Origin of the sequence: Bowmanella sp. JS7-9 (genome assembly GCF_004329715.1) — a bacterium.
GTDB lineage: Bacteria > Pseudomonadota > Gammaproteobacteria > Enterobacterales > Alteromonadaceae > Pseudobowmanella > Pseudobowmanella zhangzhouensis.
The window spans coordinates 71,839-88,122 of record NZ_JXSY01000005.1; the positions used below are offsets into that span (position 1 = coordinate 71,839).

The 16,284-nt window shown below is 48.6% G+C and carries 15 protein-coding genes; 6 read left to right on the top strand and 9 right to left on the bottom strand.

Going from position 1 to position 16,284, the window contains the following annotated elements; translation table 11 throughout:
- Entirely contained in the window at positions 1-2,661 is a 2,661-nt protein-coding gene (locus TK45_RS02910; protein ID WP_131257134.1) for an SLBB domain-containing protein, read from the bottom strand.
- Positions 2,662-3,013: 352 nt separating this feature from the next.
- On the opposite strand from TK45_RS02910, the gene TK45_RS02915 reads away from it, so the two are divergent.
- From TK45_RS02915 to TK45_RS02930, 4 genes are all read left to right on the top strand, one after another.
- Positions 3,014-4,639, top strand: a complete 1,626-nt coding sequence (locus tag TK45_RS02915; protein ID WP_131257135.1) for a peptide MFS transporter — start codon at positions 3,014-3,016, stop codon at positions 4,637-4,639.
- Between the two features lie 265 nt (positions 4,640-4,904).
- Positions 4,905-5,432 (top strand): cytochrome b, encoded by a 528-nt coding sequence (locus tag TK45_RS02920; RefSeq protein ID WP_131257136.1) that lies wholly within the window; start codon positions 4,905-4,907, stop codon positions 5,430-5,432.
- 10 nt (positions 5,433-5,442) lie between these two features.
- A complete protein-coding gene (locus TK45_RS02925) occupies positions 5,443-6,000 on the top strand; it encodes a YceI family protein (RefSeq protein WP_131257137.1) in 558 nt (185 codons plus the stop codon).
- Positions 6,001-6,118: 118 nt separating this feature from the next.
- Positions 6,119-6,778, top strand: coding sequence for a 2OG-Fe(II) oxygenase (locus tag TK45_RS02930; RefSeq protein WP_131257138.1), 660 nt, complete (start codon positions 6,119-6,121; stop codon positions 6,776-6,778).
- Here TK45_RS02930 and TK45_RS02935 read toward each other — a convergent pair.
- Positions 6,759-7,382 carry a glutathione S-transferase family protein gene (locus tag TK45_RS02935; protein ID WP_131257139.1) on the bottom strand — a complete coding sequence of 208 codons (624 nt, stop codon included), beginning with the start codon at positions 7,380-7,382 and terminating at the stop codon, positions 6,759-6,761. The genes TK45_RS02930 and TK45_RS02935 overlap by 20 nt on opposite strands.
- Before the next feature lie 126 nt (positions 7,383-7,508).
- Between TK45_RS02935 and lepB the strand changes: the two genes are divergently transcribed.
- Both lepB and TK45_RS02945 read left to right on the top strand, forming a co-directional pair.
- On the top strand, positions 7,509-8,141 hold the full coding sequence (gene lepB / locus TK45_RS02940; RefSeq protein ID WP_217350802.1) for a signal peptidase I: 633 nt from the start codon (positions 7,509-7,511) through the stop codon (positions 8,139-8,141).
- A 169-nt stretch (positions 8,142-8,310) separates the two neighbouring features.
- Positions 8,311-8,754 (top strand): Hsp20 family protein, encoded by a 444-nt coding sequence (locus TK45_RS02945; protein WP_131257140.1) that lies wholly within the window; start codon positions 8,311-8,313, stop codon positions 8,752-8,754.
- A gap of 54 nt (positions 8,755-8,808) precedes the next feature.
- On the opposite strand, the gene TK45_RS02950 is transcribed toward TK45_RS02945, so the two are convergent.
- From TK45_RS02950 to apt, 7 genes are all read right to left on the bottom strand, one after another.
- A complete protein-coding gene (locus TK45_RS02950; protein WP_131257141.1) occupies positions 8,809-9,585 on the bottom strand; it encodes an alpha/beta fold hydrolase in 777 nt (258 codons plus the stop codon).
- 51 nt (positions 9,586-9,636) lie between these two features.
- Positions 9,637-10,281 (bottom strand): adenylate kinase, encoded by a 645-nt coding sequence (adk, locus tag TK45_RS02955; protein ID WP_131257142.1) that lies wholly within the window; start codon positions 10,279-10,281, stop codon positions 9,637-9,639.
- A 191-nt stretch (positions 10,282-10,472) separates the two neighbouring features.
- The gene (gene htpG / locus TK45_RS02960) at positions 10,473-12,395 is read right to left on the bottom strand and encodes a molecular chaperone HtpG (protein WP_131257143.1); all 1,923 of its coding nucleotides are present in this window, start codon (positions 12,393-12,395) and stop codon (positions 10,473-10,475) included.
- Between the two features lie 115 nt (positions 12,396-12,510).
- Positions 12,511-13,110, bottom strand: coding sequence for a recombination mediator RecR (recR, locus tag TK45_RS02965; protein WP_131257144.1), 600 nt, complete (start codon positions 13,108-13,110; stop codon positions 12,511-12,513).
- Positions 13,111-13,145: 35 nt separating this feature from the next.
- The gene (locus TK45_RS02970; RefSeq protein WP_131257145.1) at positions 13,146-13,472 is read right to left on the bottom strand and encodes a YbaB/EbfC family nucleoid-associated protein; all 327 of its coding nucleotides are present in this window, start codon (positions 13,470-13,472) and stop codon (positions 13,146-13,148) included.
- Between the two features lie 20 nt (positions 13,473-13,492).
- On the bottom strand, positions 13,493-15,727 hold the full coding sequence (dnaX, locus tag TK45_RS02975; protein ID WP_131257146.1) for a DNA polymerase III subunit gamma/tau: 2,235 nt from the start codon (positions 15,725-15,727) through the stop codon (positions 13,493-13,495).
- 13 nt (positions 15,728-15,740) lie between these two features.
- On the bottom strand, positions 15,741-16,268 hold the full coding sequence (gene apt, locus TK45_RS02980; protein WP_131257147.1) for an adenine phosphoribosyltransferase: 528 nt from the start codon (positions 16,266-16,268) through the stop codon (positions 15,741-15,743).
- Positions 16,269-16,284 lie beyond the last annotated feature (16 nt).

Here is a 16,284-nt window from a genome sequence, read left to right on the forward strand (position 1 = left end):
CTAAAAACTCTTAATCGCAGCTAATGCCACGGCTGCCTGATACGCAATCTGCGTCACTGCTTGCCACAACCCTAATTGTTCATAATTGGTCACATCACGCGGCACCACAATTGTATCGCCAGGAGATAATTGCTTTTTACCATCGCTACTAAACCAGAAGTTATTGCCCGGTATGTGTACAGAACCATCTGCTTTTACTACGTAAATACGGTCTTTGTCGCCATAGGTTTTCAGGCCACCACTTAATCGAACATAATCTTCGATGCTCATACCAATGGAATAAGAGTGGGTGGATGGTACAAACACTTCCCCGATGACGGATACTGCAGGAGTAATATTCGGCAGATAGATTTTATCGCCGTCTTTGAGCTCAATATCCGCTTTCGCGTTTTCTGCAACTATTCCCTTGAAATCAATAACTAGGCGACCAACTGACTTAACATTGGTTAGGTCTTTTAGAATTTTTTGGGCTTGGTCGTAGTCAACGGCTTGCACAAACTGACTGGACTTCAAATTTGAGTTAATGATTTGCTCACGCAGTTCCTGTACCGCACGGTCAATATTGTTCTGCTCTTTTTTACGCAGTTCTTCACGAGTAAAGATTGCCGCTTCTACACTTGCCTTGTCGGTTACACCGCCAGCGCGGGCAATCAATTGAGACAAGGTTTCACCTTTACGGATTTGATAAACGCCAGGGAATACAAATTCACCAACCAATTCAACCTGATTACTCTCATGCCAATCGGGCATACGTAGAATATTTATTTTATCTTTTGGCTCTACCGACATAGCGGATTCTACGCCACTTAACGCTTTCGTTGGGTCAAACGATAAATGCTGGATTGTAACGCTTTCACCATTCAACACAGTACGTGTAACCTCTGCACGCTTTGCATATGCAGATTCACGCAGTCCACCTGCTGCTTTAATCAAGCTAGCAACATCTGAGCCTGATGGAATGGGATAGATCCCCGGGAATTTCACGTCACCATTAATCTCAGCTAATCGCGCGGGGCGTTTATCATCAGCTTCAGCGCGAAGTAATGCTACGACTGGGGCAAGCAATTTGTCCCGAGACATTTTCTGTGTTTCCTGCAAAACCAATTGCTGCTCGGTGAACACAGAGTTTTCAATCGTTAATAGATAGTTACTTTCTGTAATGTCATTTTGCTCGTTCGAAAACAAAAGTGATTGTCTATCGTTTCCGGATTGGATTGGATTGGATTTCGCGGCTGGGGCATTTTCTGTTTGTGTACCAACTTTTCCGGTGTCAGACATGCTATTGTCTGCAACTGACTCAAACTCGTTAAATAAAAGAATTTTATCCCGAGCCGAAAGGTTCACATCGTATTGGCCACTGAACAGTGCTTTAGGTGAAAACTGAATGACCTCGCTGTGACGCTCGAACTTACCTCGGCGAATAATCAGACCGTATTCCGTATCTACAGACGCCATGACGCTGTCCGGCGATACTACATCAGATAAACGCATTCCCGCCTGAAATTGCTTAATACCTGGTGTTTTTACCGCACCAACAACCAGCAATGCATTGGAAAACTCTCTTCCGGCCTCTGGCACATTGATAAAATCACCGTTTAGCAATTTTACCGCAGACAGCGTTTCGCCAAGGCTCACACTTTCAATGCTAAACCCACTGGTTTGGTCACTGCGGGCGATTTGCAAAGTAGATGCTGCGGCAGGCAGCAAGCCACCGGCAATGTTTAACAATTCAGCTAACGACTCGCCTTGCTTCAACTCGTATATCGCTGGACGACGAACCAGACCATCAACTGACACAACTTTGCTAACCGGGGGAATAAAGATAACGTCCCCTTGCTGTAAACGAATATCGTTGGTCGTGTCTCCATTGACTAGCAATTCATACAAATCAAAATCGGCAACAGTTTTACCTGCACGCTTTAGTTGAATATTACGCAACGTGCCTATTTTGCTTACGCCACCACTGGCAAATAATGCGTTGGTGAGGGTGGACAAAGAACTGACCGTTAATGATCCCGGTCGGAACGCCTCTCCCACCATAAAAACCTGAATAGTGCGCAACTGCCCCATAGTGATATGCGGCGTTACACCAATCATCTGCTCTGCGTAACGCTGGGATAATTGTTGTTTAAATTCCTGATAGGTAGTGCCCGTAACCGTCATCGGCCCTAACTCCGGAATTTCCACACTTCCTTCATTGTTGACGACCAACTCAAATTGCTCCGACGTTTTGCCAAACAAACGGACATTTACGCTGTCACCCGGACCCAACACATAATCACTTGGTACCGCTATGTTTGATGCAGGTGCGAAGCTTTCCGCTGACCGGTTAAATAACTGGTAACCAAAAGGTTTAAGTTTTTCAGCTTGCTCTTGCGCGCTACTTTGGCGGGCTAAAGCCGTTGTAATTGCCTGTTCGTCAACGTCGCGTTCAACCAAATCAACCTGTGGTTTTGGTGGTTCATTTTTGTTAGAAGTGCCGGCAATTAACTTATCTATGTCGGATAGGTTAATACCCATCTGCCGAGCCAGCATTTCCTGCTGAGCACGAGGAAGTCGTTTGAATTGTTCGATTTGCGCTTGACTGGGCACAAAGGATTGCGCATTTACGCTAGCGGCAACGAATAAAGAAAAAATCGTTGTAAGAAAAGGTCTTAGCATACTACGTCCCTGGTTTTGGCATTGGCTGCCTGTAGTTTTGTCGCACTGATCGGGCGCTATAATAGCCCAATCCAGCAACTGCATGAAAGAGCATCCCGCATCTAACTGCTTATCGCGCCAAATAATCACGTTACAATGGCAAGTTGCGCGTTTTATCAGGCTTGCACTGCGGTTTCAAGAAGATTCACTAAACAGTGGCCTAATTGCACAATTAACCGCCAAAACGGTCCAGTTAACTTCGAATGCCTTGTGTTCCAATGCGGTAACTGATAAAACCTCTGCCTTTACAATATCCGTATAGTGGTTACTCACTGCGGACACTTATAACGATAATTACCGGGGATGTATTTGTATGCAGGCAACAGAAACGCTGCAACAATCCAATTCAGGTGAGCTGTTTGGCCACCCTAAAGGATTGTACGTCTGTTTCGCGACCGAGTTATGGGAGCGCTTCTCTTTTTACGGAATGAAGTACCTACTTCTTCTGTACCTAACAAAGTATCACTTATTCAGCGATGGCCAGGGCCTGGAAGTATTAGGCGCCTATGCCGGATTGGTTTATGCCCTGCCGGTTATCGGTGGTCTTTTAGCTGACCGTTACCTGGGTATGCGTAAAGCCGTGTTGTTTGGCGGTTTATTGTTGGTGATGGGCCACCTGCTGATGGCAGTAGAAGGCCATCAAGCCGTGCAATACGATGCAGGCACAGTGTTGACCAGTGCACTGACCCTGCACGATGGTACGGTATTGGCCGCTGGTACGTTGTTAACTGAGACTATCAAAATTCAGGACACCGCTGCACTTAACGTGTTCTATTTTGCCCTGTCTTTGATTGTTGTGGGTGTGGGTTTTCTGAAACCCAACATTTCAACCATCGTAGGTCAGCTATACAGCCAGGATGATCCGCGTCGTGACTCTGGTTTTACCATTTTCTACATGGGTATCAACATCGGTTCATTCACTGCCACCTTGCTGTGTGGCTGGTTAGGTGAAACCTATGGTTGGGGTTATGGCTTCGGTGCTGCGGGTATCGGTATGTTGGTAGGTCTGGCGACTTTCCTGTACGGCCAAAAATATCTGCACGGACTGGCCGAGCCAAGTGACCCTGCGCTTTTGAAAGAAAAGGTCATGGGTATATTCACCAAAGAAGTTGCCATCTATGCTCTGTCTATTCTCAGCCTTGGCATCATCTGGTGGGTGATTCAGCGTGAACATGTCGTGTTTTTGAGTCAACAAACCATGCTGGTTGCTGCAGCGGTTGGCCTTATCGGCTTCGCGTTTGTAAAAGGCAGTAGAGAAGAAATTCACCGCATGATGGTGCTGATGGTGCTGATCGCGTCGACGATTATCTTCTGGGCGCTGTTTGAACAATCTGCGGGCTCAATGACCCTGTTTGCTGACCGTGTGGTAGATCGCACCTTAGGTGATGTTACGTTCACAGCTTCGCAATTTGGCTCACTGAATGCAGGTTTCATTATGCTTCTTGCGCTTCCGATTGCCGCGTTGTGGGTTTGGTTGGAAAAACGCAAACTGCAACCATCAGTACCGGTCAAGTTTGGCCTAGGTATTGTTCAGGTCGGATTAGGTTTCGGTGCTCTGGTACTAGGCTTCAGCCTGGCCGATGAAACCGGTCATGTCAGCATGTGGTGGCTGGTACTGGCCTACTTCCTGCACACAACTGGTGAACTTTGCGTCTCTCCGGTCGGTTTGTCAGCAGTAACCAAACTTTCCATCAAACGCGTGGTGGGTATGGCGATGGGGACCTGGTTCCTGGCCACCGCGTTGGCCGAAACAGTGGCTATGCGTCTAGCACAGATGGCGTCTATCGACACCAGCGGCGCTGAGCAAATGAGCATCAGCGAAATGGGGGCAACTTATGCCCAATTGTTTGAATTCCTGATGTGGGTAGGTTTCGGCGTCGGTGCATTTGTGATACTGATTTCACCAATCCTGAAAAAAGGCATGCACGGCGTTAAGTAATTTTAATCGCCTGATTATTCTAAAATCCCCGCTAGCGCGGGGATTTTTTTATCTTGTTTTCAGAGCGCAACAATTTTATTCCTTTATTTGCATGGACCAACGCGACCGAAACCCAATTGCATACTCCTGCTTAATGGGACTTTGACAAAACCAGCACTCTTCATTCAACTTTCTAATATTTAGAAAAAAAGTCACGAATAATTCACTTTTTATTCGTTCTTCTGCAAGTATATGCTGTACGCAGATAACTAAGAGACCAACCAACATGAAACAACACCGCTATTCACTCACCGCCATTTTGCTGCACTGGAGCAGTGCTGTCGTTGTGATAGGTATGTTCGCCGTCGGTGTATGGATGGTTGATCTCGATTACTACAGCAGTTGGTATCAACGCGCCCCTCATTGGCATATGAGTGTGGGCATTCTGCTGGCCATGCTGACAATTTACCGACTGGTTTGGAGACTTATCAAACCGGTACATTCGGCCAGTGGCAGTAAGCTCGAGCAGTCTGCGGCTAAACTAGTGCACTCATTACTTTATCTACTGTTATTTACGCTGTTTTTTAGCGGCTATCTGATCCCAACCGGTGATGGGCGCGGTATTGAGGTGTTTGACTGGTTCACCGTCCCCTCGCTCGGAGAATGGTTTGCCGACCAAAAAGATATAGCGGGCGAAATTCATGAATACGTTGCATATGGCCTGATAGGACTCGTCATCCTGCATGCGTTGGCAGCGATTAAACATCATGTAATAGACAAAGACGACACACTGAAAAAGATGTTAAAACCTTAAGGAGATTGTTATGAAAAAGACCGTACTTAGCGCATTACTACTCGCTGCCGCCCCTTTCGCCAACGCCGCAGATTATGTGGTCGATACCGATGGTGCGCACGCTTCAATTAATTTTAAAATCAGCCACTTAGGCTATTCCTACATTGTGGGTCGCTTCAACCAGTTCGATGGCAAATTCAGCTATGACGCGGCTGCGCCAGAAGCATCGAAGATCAGTATCAACATTGACCCGGCAAGCGTTGATACCAACCATGACCGTCGCGATAAGCACGTCAGCAGTGACGATTTTCTGGATGTCAGCAAATTCACCACCGCATCATTCAGCAGCACCAGCGTGAAAGACTTGGGCGATGGTAAGTTGGCCGTCAACGGCGACCTGACCGTACATGGCGTGACGAAACCCATCGTGATCAATGTTGCAAAAGTGGGCGAAGGTCAGGACCCATGGGGTGGCTACCGCGCAGGCTTTACCGGTAGCACCGAATTCAAACTGGGTGACTTTGGTATAAAAATGTTCCCAGACAGCAAAATTACCTTCGACCTGCATATCGAAGGTGTCCGTCAGTAACCAACAAACCCCGGCGCTCCACGCCGGGGTTATTTTTCCCCTTACAGGCAACAAGTTTCACTATACAGGCACATCAAATTACGCTAAAAAGCGCGCGTTAATTGCCTATGTGAAATTTATGCAGCCTACTGAACCGGCCATTCCAACGTTTACTGAAGAACTATACGACAATATTGCCGATCAACTGGTTGAACAGGGCTATGCCATTATTCGTCGCGGCTTTGATCCATCGCTGCTAATGCAGCTTAATCAGCGTGTACAAGGGCTGGACGATGGCGACTTTCAGCAGGCGGGCATTGGCCGCGGAGATGATAATCAGCTAAACGAAACTATCCGTACCGACAGCATTCGCTGGCTGACACACAGCAATGGCGCTGAATGCCAGTTTTTACAATGCATGGAAGGCTTGCGTATCGCGCTCAATCGTCGCCTGTTTATGGGGTTATTTGATTACGAGTGCCATTTCGCCCACTACGCGCCCGGCGATTTCTATAAGCGTCATTTAGACGCATTCAGAGGGCGAACCAACCGGGTATTGTCAGCTGTGCTGTATTTAAACCATGAATGGCAGGACGATGACGGTGGTGAGTTACTCATGTATGAGCGCAAACAAAAGCAGCCATTGCTGAGCTTGCGCCCTGAATACGGTACGATGATTATTTTTCTCAGTGAGCGTTTTCCCCATGAAGTGTTAGCAGCGAAGCGCGACCGCTACAGCATCGCTGGCTGGTTCCGGGTCAACAACAGCCTGGGTGACGTTATCGATCCGGCTCGTTAGCCAAATAGGTCGCCATCGGCTCATGTCCGGGCTCCATTTCCAGCCGGGCAATCCAGTCACGAATCGCGGGAAACTCATCCAGAGCAAAGCCACCTTCCGCTGCCACATGGGTATACGCATAAAGAGAAATATCCGCCACGCTGTATTCCATACCGACCATATATTTGAATTTGCGCAGATGTTGTTCCATCACCGCCAGTGCCCGATAACCCGGCGCTCTGGTGGATTCCAAGCGCGCCTGCTGCTCTGGTGGGTTGCCTAAATACTCGACAATATAGCGAGCCACGGCAATGTATGGTTCGTGGCTATATTGCTCAAAAAACTGCCATTGCAACACCTGCGCCTTGCCCAGCGGATCGGTCGGCATAAACTCGGTGCCTTCGGCCAGATAAAATAAAATTGCATTGGACTCACTAAGCCAGCAGTCCTCTTCAATTTCCAGTAACGGGATTTTGCCCACCGGATTTTTGGCTAAAAATGACGGTGTCTGCGTGTCCCCCGCAACCACATCAACATGGACCCATTCGTGAGGCTTTTTCAATAAATCGAGTAACAACTTCACCTTGTAACAATTGCCGGACTTCAGGTCTCCGTAGACTTTCATTTAACTATCCTTCCGTTTACGCGTCCTAAGTGTGGTCATCCTTACAATTAGTTACAAGGTCAAATTGAACGATTCGGGTATGACTGGTCAAACCGTTGGATGGATAAACTTAACTAAGGAACAAACATGCCAGCTAAATTGATGAAACTAATCCGGGAATATCTGCCCACAGCCCTATTAGTTATCGGGCTTTTTGCCTGCCGCAGTTCAATCGCGGATTGGTATGAAGTGCCAACAGGGTCGATGCAACCGACTATCGTCGAAGGCGATCGCATTTTTGTCGACAAGCTGGCATACGATGTAAAAGTGCCTTTCACCAATCTCATCGTCGCCCGGCTAGACGACCCCAAAGCAGGTGATATTGTGGTGTTTGAACATCCACAAACGGGTACCCGTTTAATCAAGCGTCTGATTGCCGGACCTGGAGATGTTGTTTCAATGCTCAACAACCGCCTCACGATAAACGGACAGCCACTCACCTATAGCCAAACGGACGGCCATATTTATGAGGATTTGGCAGGCAAGCATGCTCTGCAGTGGATCAATAACGGTAATCCCAATACTGCCTTTGGGCCGGTTCGTTTAGGTGAGGATGAATTCCTGATGTTGGGCGACAACCGCAATAACAGCGCAGACTCACGCTATTTTGGTTTAGTGCGCCGAGACCTAATCCAGGGTAAAGCGAAAAACGTGTTATTTTCAAAAGTACCTGACGAGCTAGCACTTCGAAATGAACGCGCGTTCAAAAAACTTATTTAATAATTTCAATTAGTTAAAAATTATTTTTATTTTTTTACATCGAAATTGTTGAAAAGCATGTTGCCAGCCATACATAGAGTTTTGTCGACGCCAGAAGGGTCGGCAAATCTCGCCGCCGCATTGCGGGGCACACAATTTAACCATATTGCTTAATATTGAGGATATGAACATGCGTAATATCGATTTAACTCCACTTTACCGTTCTTTCATTGGTTTTGATCACTTAGCGTCTTTAATTGACAACGCTAGTCGCAATGAAAAACAACCCGCTTATCCGCCGTATAACATCGAACTTCTGGCGGAAGACAAATATCGCATCAGTATGGCTGTCGCCGGTTTTGCCCCTGAAAATATCGAGATTGAGGTTCAGGACAACACCTTGCGTGTCAGCGGTACCAAAGAAGAACAAGGGGAAGAACGTCGCTTCCTGCACAAAGGCATTTCCGAGCGCAGTTTTGAACGCAAGTTTCAGCTTGGGGATCACGTCAAAGTATTAGCCGCCGACATGAAAAACGGCCTGCTACATATTGACTTGGAGCGTGTGATTCCAGAGGCGAAAAAGCCACGCAAAATTGAAATTGGCAGCGGTAATCTGATCGAAAACCAAGGCTAATTCGCGCTCTTTTCTCCCTGTTAGATTGTAAGCGGCCCTATGTGGGCCGCTTTTTTATTGCTCGCTTTGCAGAAATGCCTGCCAGTGCGGATTTACCAGATCAGGATGTGTCACCGGCGCCATATGGCCCGCATCAATCCATCGAAGTTCCACAGCTGGGGCATGCGCATTAATCTGTTCGGCAACGGCATGAGCGGAAGGCTGTGATTGACGGCCACACAGCAACAAGGTTGGTACATGAAACGTGCGCAGATCCGATGCGGTCAGCGAGGAGCCTATCAATGCTTCAAAATCCAGCTCCACCTTGGCAACCTGGGCGGTAAATTGTTGTCGTATTTTTTCTGGCAGCTGTGCAAAAAAGCCTGTGCCATTCCAATAGTCGAGGAACACGCCCGCAGCCTGCGCGGCATCGACTCCATGCATTTGCCCGGCTAGTGCAATAACCTCGTTACGGACAGGATGGCTGGCAGGCAGTAAATGAAATGCGACCGGTTCGTACAGCGCCAGTTTCCCTACACGCGCGCTGTGCTGTGCAGCTAACAACAGCGCGCATGCACCACCAAAGGAGTGCCCCACCAGATCAAAGTGCACCACGTCCAACGAGCGCAAAATTCCCAACACCCGCTCAACCTCAAGCTGTAACGAATGAGGGCGTTCCCCGGGCGCAGACGGTGCACTGCCGTACCCATATAGATCAATCATTATGAGCTTTCGTTCATCCGCCATGCTCATCGCAAATAACGAAAACTGACGATGACTACTCATGGAACTGTGTAAACAAACCACAGGGGTTCCGGTGCCTGCTCCAACGATTTTGTATCCTGAACTCATCTTTCTTCCATTAAAAAAGCCCACCGAAGTGGGCTTTTTCGCTATGTTTGATTAACCCAGCAATGCCGCCAGGGTTTTACTCACATCGCTTACCTGCGCGGTACCATCGAGACGATGGAACTGGCACTGACCATTTTCAGCCTGTGCTTTGTAATAGGCTACCAGTGGCTCAGTTTGCTCGTGATAAACCCCCAGACGCTTACGCACCGTAGCTTCTTCATCATCCGGGCGGATCACTAAATCTTCGCCGGTGATATCATCCTTACCTTCCACTTTCGGTGGATTGTATACGATGTGGTATACACGGCCAGATGACGGGTGAACACGACGACCAGCCATACGACCAACAATTACGTCATCTGGTACATCAAATTCAATTACATGGTCAATCTCAACGCCATTCTCGACCATGGCATCCGCCTGAGGGATAGTGCGCGGGAAACCATCGAGGAGGAAACCGTTTTTACAGTCAGGTTGCGCGATGCGCTCTTTCACCAGGCCAATAATAATGTCATCCGACACTAGTTTGCCCTCGTCCATGACTTTTTTCGCGGCCAGGCCCATTTCTGTGCCAGCTTTAATTGCGGCCCGTAACATATCACCGGTAGAAATTTGCGGGATATCGTATTTACCCATTAAAAACTGGGCCTGTGTGCCTTTTCCAGCACCGGGGGCGCCGAGCAAAATAATGCGCATGCGGTGTCCTCTTGCGTGAGATTATTAAGAATTTAAGAAAGCCGAACTTTACCCATTTAGCGTAAAGGTTACAAGCCAGTCTAGGCCTTAAATACCGGATTAACAGGGCTTTTGTGCGTATCAAATCTAAGACATTGGTCGAATCATAGATATAAAAAAGCGGGCTTTCGCCCGCTTGCATAACCTTGTGCTTACTTGACCAAATCTAACAGTAATTTGTTTAGTTTAGTGACAAAGGCACTGGGATTTTTTAACGCACCTTGCTCAGTCAGTAGCGCTTGCTCCAGCAACACTTCACTCCACTGGCCAAATTGTTGCTCATCCTGAATGTCCGCCAGGATCTTCACCAATTGATGCTCTGGATTTAGCTCCAGCGTGTACTGAATTTCCGGTACGCTCTGGCCTGCCGCCGCCATCAGTTTCATCATCTGGGTACTCATACCCATGTCATCAGCAACCACACAGGCGGGTGACTCAGTCAGACGATGAGTGAACTTCACTTCCTTAACCTTGGTGCCCAACGAGGTTTTCACGCGCTCCAGTACGCCCTCAACCTGTTTCTCGGCTTCTTCGTGGGCTTTCTTGCTTTCTTCATCTTCCAGGTCACCCAAATCCAGAGCACCACGTGCAACAGACTGGAATGCCTTCTCTTTGTAATCAGTCAGATGAGACATTAACCATTCATCGATACGCTCAGACATCAGCAGCACTTCAATGCCTTTTTTGCGGAAGATCTCCAGATGCGGGCTGGATTGCGCCGCTTCGAAGCTATCTGCCACCACGTAATAAATCTTATCTTGCCCTTCTTTCATACGCGCCAGATAGTCATCCAGCGACACGGTCTGCGCGGCGGAGTTATCCTGCGTTGATGCAAAACGTAGCAAGCCAGCGATCTTCTCACGGTTGGCAAAATCTTCAGCCGGGCCTTCTTTGAGCACATTACCGAACTCTTTCCAGAAGGTTTGATAATTATCTGGCTCGTTCTTGGCCATTTTCTCCAGCATGCTTAATACACGCTTGGTACAGCCCTGACGCATCGCCTGCGTAATTTTGTTGTCCTGCAGGATTTCCCGTGACACGTTTAGCGGTAAATCATTGGAGTCCAGCAGGCCTTTAACAAAGCGCAGATAAGTCGGCATAAACTGCTCGGCGTCATCCATGATAAACACGCGCTGCACATACAATTTCAGGCCATGTTTCTGGTCACGGTTCCACATATCAAATGGTGCTTTGGCCGGGATATACAACAAACTGGTATATTCCGTTTTACCTTCCACCCGGTTGTGCGCCCAACTCAGCGGATCACCAAAGTCATGGGAGATATGTTTATAAAACTCTTTGTATTCCTCGTCGCTGACCTCAGATTTTTCACGGGTCCACAACGCGGTCGCTTTGTTTACCACTTCCCACTTGGCTGGCTCGCCTGGGATCTTTTCACCATCCGCGCCGTCTTGCTCCGGCACTTCGGCTTTAAACATCTCAACCGGAATACTAATGTGGTCTGAATACTTGGACACGATGCGACGTAATCGCCAATCGTCCAGATACTCTTTCTCGTCTTCACGCAGGTGCAGGGTAATCTCAGTACCGCGATCTGCCTTTTCAATATCCGCGATGGTGAAATCCCCCTCGCCAGCAGACTCCCACTGTACCGCTTTGCTGGCATCAACGCCGGCAGCGCGGGTACGCACGGTGACTTTATCGGCAACGATAAACGCCGAATAGAACCCCACACCAAATTGACCAATCAGACGCGAGTCCTTGGCCTGATCGCCGGATAATTTACTGAAGAATTCCTTGGTGCCGGATTTAGCGATAGTACCCAGGTTCTCAATCACTTCTTCACGGGTCATGCCGATGCCGTTATCAGAAATGGTCAGGGTGCCTTTGTCCTGATCTACCGATAAGCGCACTCGCAGTTCACCATCGTTTTCATACAGGCTGTTATCGGACAACGCGCGGAAACGTAACTTATCTGCCGCATCCGCCGCGTTAGATACCAGCTCGCGCAAAAAGATTTCCTTGTTGGAGTACAAGGAATGAATCATTAACTGAAGTAGTTGCTTAACTTCTGTCTGAAAGCCATGCGTTTCTTTGTGGGCTGTTTCAGCCATAGCAATAGTCTCCCCAAATTGCATCAACGATTAGGCGGTTACCCTGACCGGATAACCTGTTTCAATGACATGCTAGATAGGGATGAAACGGTACTTTTCAAGCACCGTTTGAAGATTAGAGAGATTTTCTACCGGCAAATGCGTGGGTTAAGGTGTTACCGTCGATATATTCAAGCTCGCCACCAAATGGCACCCCATGGGCAATACGACTGGCATTGACATTGTGCTGCTTGCACAGCTGCGCGATGTAATGAGCAGTTGCCTCACCTTCCACCGTTGGGTTAGTGGCCAGAATCACTTCTTCGATTTGCAGCTCACTGAGTTGCTGTGCCAACAGGTCTAAGCCAATATCCGCAGGGCCAATCCCGTCGATCGGCGACAAATGCCCCATCAGCACAAAATAGCGGCCTTTAAATTCTGCGGTTTGCTCAATCGCCATTACATCCTGAGGCGACTCAACCACACAGATTTGTGCACTTTCGCCACGCAAACCATCGGCGCAGATATCACACAAATTCTGCTCGGTGAACGTACGACATTGCTGGCAATGCTGAACATGTTGCATGGCATTGTGCAATGCCACACTCAGCTGCATCGCGCCATTGCGATTACGCTCCAAAAGCTGAAACGCCATACGCTGGGCACTTTTCTGGCCAACACCGGGCAGGCATTTAAGACTGGTGATTAATTCATTAATTAGCGGACTAAACTTCATGCAATGTAGCCGGCATCAGCCGGCCCTCAGAGAGATCAGAAAGGCATTTTGAAGCCAGGTGGCAAACCCATGCCACCGGTAATGCTGGACATTTTTTCTTTGCTGGTTTGCTCGACGCGCTGCGCGGCGTCGTTAATCGCGGCAGCTATTAAATCTTCCAGCATGTCTTTTTCGTCTTCCATTAAGGACTCGTCGATCTCTACGCGACGCACATTGTGGTTACAGGTCATGGTAACTTTAACCAGACCCGCGCCAGACTGCCCAACGACTTCCAGATCAGCCAATTCTTGCTGGGCTCGTTGCATGCGCTCCTGCATTTGCTGCGCTTGCTTCATGATATTGCCCATTCCACCTTTAAACATATTTGCCTCGCTTGTTTATCTTATTCATTTACTGCACGGATGCTCTGCGTGTCGACTTCCGCCGCAAAAGTTTGCTGCAGTAACTGCACGCCAGCATCCTGTTGAATGGTTTTAATTGCTTCCTGGTGGCGCATTTTATTCACCGCCTGTTGGATCGCAAACGGTGTATTTTTCGGCTCACCTAATTGAATATTTACCGTCACCGGCTTTTGCCATAGCTGGCTCAGTGCCTGCTGTAACTGGCCTTGTGTATTGGGATTAATCAAATGCTGCTGCGATTGCAACAAGACGAGTTCACAGCCATCTGGCACGCGGCGCATGGACGAATGTATGGCTAATTGCTTGCTAAGCCCCATCACACCGGATTCTTTAACAATGCGGCTCCAGGTATCAATTTGCGCCGCATGGACAACCTTGTGACCGTTTATACTTGCAGGTATTTCGATATCCACGACCACGCCCAACATATCGGCTTCTACCTGAGCATCCTCCTGTCCTTGCTGCTCTGGTTGTGACGGCGCCCTTACCGCTTGTGCAGGTTCATCCTGCATGTTGGCATCGAATTCGAAGTCAGCCATTGGCGCCACGTCCTGATTATCATCCGGAATCGTCGCGTCGTCCCAGGGCGGCGGCTCATTATCAATTGGCTGCGCGGTGGTGACTGCGGATGTCTCAATAACCTCAGACTCAGTCGATTGCGAAGCGGCACGCTGTTGCATCAACTGTGACATAGACTGGCTTAACGATGTGGTGAGATCATCCGCGTGGGGCTTTTTTACTACGCTATTATCCTGTTCCGCCTGTTGTTTCAGTGCCTGACGCAACTGCAACAAGGCGTTGGTATTGGCGGCCGGACTGGCAGATACCTGTGAATCATCATTATTTTCAGAGTGTGACGTTGCACGAATTTGTTCTTGCTGCTGATTAGTTTCGCCAAGACCCGATATTGATTCATTTTGCATGTCTGCAGACGATTCAGATTCAATCTCTGCGACATCCTCTGGCGTCGCTTGTGCAGTTAGCACCTCGGGCTGTAAATCATCACCAAGCGGTTCTTCGCGCATTTGCTCTGCTTGCTCGAGGATATGCGCCTGCTGTTGTGCTAAATCATCCTCTACCGCTGCCGCACTTTGATATGACGCGGTTAACTGCGCCGGTGTCATACGCAACTTACCCGGCGCAAACGCCAGCATGCGCAGAATCGCCATTTCAAAACCACTACGGGGATCTAATGCGAACGGTATATCTTTACGTCCCTGCAGGGCAATTTGATAAAGCAGTTGGATATGTTCAGCACTGATGGTTTTAGCCAGTTGGTATATCTGTCGCGCTGCGATGGTTTCCAGTTTGCAGGCATCCGGCACAACCTGAGTCAGAGCAATCTGATGCAATAAGCTTTGTATTTCAGCCAATACCTGCGAGAAATCGGCAGCTTGCATGGCCAGTTGCTCAATTTGCGCAAAGACCTCATTGGCATCCTGTTGCAACACGGCACTGAGCAACTTAAGCACCTGATTTTTGTCCATCAGGCCCAGCATGTCGGTCACAACTTGCAGTGATACATGACCATTTCCCTGCGCGATGGCTTGATCCGTCAGGCTGAGCGCATCGCGCATGCTGCCATTTGCGGCTCTGGCTAATTGCGCTAACGCATCGGGTTCAAACAGCAGCTGTTCCTGTTGAAGCACGTGGCCAAGCTGACCGACGATTTGCTCGCGGGACATGGCTTTAAGATTAAACTGCAGGCAGCGGGATAAAATGGTTACCGGTAGCTTTTGTGGATCGGTCGTAGCCAATAAGAATTTAACGTGTGGCGGTGGCTCTTCCAGCGTTTTTAACAAAGCATTGAAGCTGTGCTTAGACAGCATGTGTACTTCGTCGATGAGGTAAACCTTGTAGCGGCCTCGTGTTGGTTTGTATTGCACGTTATCCAGAATATCGCGGGTATCTTCCACTTTTGTTCTGGACGCCGCATCAATTTCCAACAGGTCGATAAAGCTGCCTTGATCGATATCCTGACAGGTAGCGCATTGACCACAAGGCGTGGCCGTCATACCTGTCTCACAGTTCAGGCTTTTCGAGAAAATCCGTGCGATGGTGGTCTTCCCCACCCCGCGGGTACCTGTGAATAAATAAGCGTGGTGCAGTCGATTGTTTTCCAGCGCGTTGGTAATAGCGGCAACGACATGTTCCTGCCCTACCAACTGCGCGAAATTCTGCGGACGCCATTTACGCGCCAGTACCTGATAACTCACGGTAATTCTCTCCCTAGAACTGGCACAATGCGAACGGCGTTAACCCCGCTTTTTCCAGTACCGATTCACCACCTAATTCTGGTAACGATACAACAAATGCTGCGTGCTCAACATGGCCACCCAATTCACGTACCAATTCAGCTGTTGCAGCAATGGTGCCACCAGTGGCTAACAAATCGTCGACCAGCAGAACGTTTTCACCGTGAGAAACGGCGTCTTTGTGGATCTCCAGACTATCTTCACCGTATTCCAGCTGATAGCTGCGGCTAATGACCGCGCCTGGCAATTTATGTGGCTTACGCACCGGAATAAAGCCAACACCCAGCGCCAGCGCTAGTGGCGCGCCGAAAATAAACCCGCGCGCTTCAGTACCGACAACCTTATCGAACTTTATCCCTTTATAATGGGCAACGATTTGGTCAATGGTGGCCTGAAACGCCTGCGGATGTGCCATAAGTGACGTCATATCACGAAACATAATGCCCGGTTTTGGATAATCCGGAATGGTTCGGATCGATGACTTAATCTGCTCTGGCGTCAAAATAAAAATCCTTATT